The organism is Ruegeria sp. BHSB056 (assembly GCF_059613305.1).
Genome location: NZ_JBXWSG010000172.1, coordinates 1 through 2,181, shown reverse-complemented (window position 1 = coordinate 2,181; position 2,181 = coordinate 1). Strand labels below are relative to the sequence as shown.

2 protein-coding genes are annotated in these 2,181 nt (G+C 56.0%); one reads left to right on the top strand and one right to left on the bottom strand.

The window, feature by feature from the left end; all coding sequences use genetic code 11:
- Window positions 1-198 precede the first annotated feature (198 nt).
- The gene (locus AC2FND_RS20040; RefSeq protein WP_496771458.1) at window positions 199-1,215 is read left to right on the top strand and encodes a ParB/RepB/Spo0J family partition protein; all 1,017 of its coding nucleotides are present in this window, start codon (window positions 199-201) and stop codon (window positions 1,213-1,215) included.
- Between the two features lie 71 nt (window positions 1,216-1,286).
- On the opposite strand, the gene AC2FND_RS20035 is transcribed toward AC2FND_RS20040, so the two are convergent.
- The coding region (locus AC2FND_RS20035; protein WP_496771457.1) for a hypothetical protein at window positions 1,287-2,181 on the bottom strand (895 nt) is incomplete at its 5' end.

The window sequence follows — 2,181 nt, the reverse complement described above, 5'->3', positions numbered from 1 at the left end:
GCGGGCGGGAAACCTTCGATGCCACCTATGCCTCGTTCAAGAAGCTGCTGATTGGCGTCTGGCGGGGCGAGGAACTGGCCCAGCAGGCCGAAGCGGCGGGGACGCCGGAACTGGCGCTAAGGTGATCATGTTTCGCGCGCGAAACACATCAGTGGCGCCCGAAACAGGGTCTGATCCGCGCTGGAAAAGGAGAATGTGATGGCAAAACGCAAACGACTGACCCCTGCCCGGCCGGATTATCTGGAAGACACCCGCCCTGCCCCCGGGTTGAACCCCATGTTCCCTGCGGGTACGCCCCGCGCTGCACCTCCGGTTGCACAGGTGGCCGGAGCCACGGCGGCTCAGGCGGCACTGGAGGAGCTGTCCGGAGAATTGCGCGCGGCCCGCGCCGAGGGGCGGCTGGTGCAGGACCTGCCGCTGGATTCAATCGAGGAAACCTATCTGGTGCGCGACCGGCTGGCGGCTGATGACGCGGATATGGAGGCGTTGAAGGAAAGCCTGAAAGCGCGCGGTCAGCAAACCCCGATTGAGGTCGTGGAGCTGCCGGAAGGGCGTTATGGGCTGATCTCTGGCTGGCGTCGGATGACAGCGCTGCGGGCCTTGGCGCAGGACATGGGCGAGGCCCGCTTTGAAACCGTGCGTGCCTTTCTCAGGCAACCACAGAGTGCATCTGACGCTTACGTGGCCATGGTCGAGGAAAATGAGATCCGCGTCGGGCTGAGCTATTATGAGCGCGCCCGGATCGTGGCACGCGCGGCAGAGCAGGGGGTTTACCCGGACGAAGCCGCCGCCCTGCGCGGGCTGTTTGCCTCAGCCAGCCGAGCCAAACGATCCAAGATCGGGTCCTTCATCGCGATCTATCACGCGCTGGACGATCACCTGCGGTTCGCGTCGGCCATTCCCGAGCGGTTGGGATTGTCGATTGCGAAGGTTTTGAAGGAGGAGTCGAAAGCGGCTGCTTTGATCGCCAAAGCCTTGCAAGGGGCCGCGCCCGAGACATCGGAAACTGAGATATCGGCTCTGACCCGCGCGGCAAACAGCCTGTCATCAAGGGATGCAAAATCGCCCGCTCCCGAGACGGCCTCGAAAGAGACATTCGGTGACATTCACTTGAAACAGAGTCGAAACGGTTCACAAGTCACCCTGTCCGGCCAAGGGATGTCTGAAGAATTTCTTATGGAACTGAAAACCTGGCTACACGCACGCAGTACCTGATGTTTCGCGCGCGAAACACTGGGTAAGGGTATCCAGATGCAATCGGGAGGAAGTATGTGAACCGGGGTTTGTTATTTGAGATACCAGACCGAATAACGAACGCCTTCGTGTAGAAGTTCTGCGCCACGATTTGTCATCCACGACGATAACGAGAACTGCCTTGTTCTGTCCGACAAAACCACCAAAGGTTTACCTAGCTCATTGCGAATTGAGCGGTAGGCTTGCTCCCTTGCCTCAACTGACCCAGTGTTAAGAAAGGTGTTTAGGCGGTTTTGTCTGGATTCTAGTAAGGCAGGATCAAAGCCTTTGACATCATACAGAAGGTATCCGTTCCTCATGCCCAGTCCGGTTAGCTGAGCATCTTCATTGTAAAGGACATACACTGGACGTCGTGTGAAGGGCGTGACATGCAGCTCTGTTTGCCCAACTAAAGTCGGCGTACCGCGTTCTGTTTCTTCTCGTATGACATTCAGGGCATCGCCCAGTCCTGCGGGGTCCGACAGTTTTTGATCTAAGTTTGAGAAACTAATCTCAAAAGGTGCTTGATCAGTTTTCATCCTTGGGTAGACGGACATGCCCCCGCCGACGATGATTACAAGAAGAAGTATTGCTCCGGTCCATGGTACTCTAGACTGTTGGCAAAGACGCTCGAGGAACAAAGCTACAAAAGGTAGGCCGCATATTGCTGCAACCATCACAAATTTGTACTCGTTGCGAAAATTCGGGATATGCAGAAGTACCGCCATGGAACTTGAAGTAATTGCTGCAATCGACAAGAAAATAAGCTGTCCACGAGGTATGGGGCATCCTTTAGTCAAAAAATACAGCCACGCAGAAATAGGGATCAAAAGTGCGGTTATGGTGGCTACGGCATGACGCCAAATCTGCCCCGGGACATTAAGTTCGATCCCTGCTCCCGTAACGCGATCACCTGTTTGGTATGTTACGAGGAAATATGTGCAAGCC

Bases quoted from the DNA above. Each gene is read 5' to 3' on its own strand.
- AC2FND_RS20040 (WP_496771458.1), top strand. From the start codon at position 199: ATGGCAAAACGCAAACGACTGACCCCTGCCCGGCCGGATTATCTGGAA.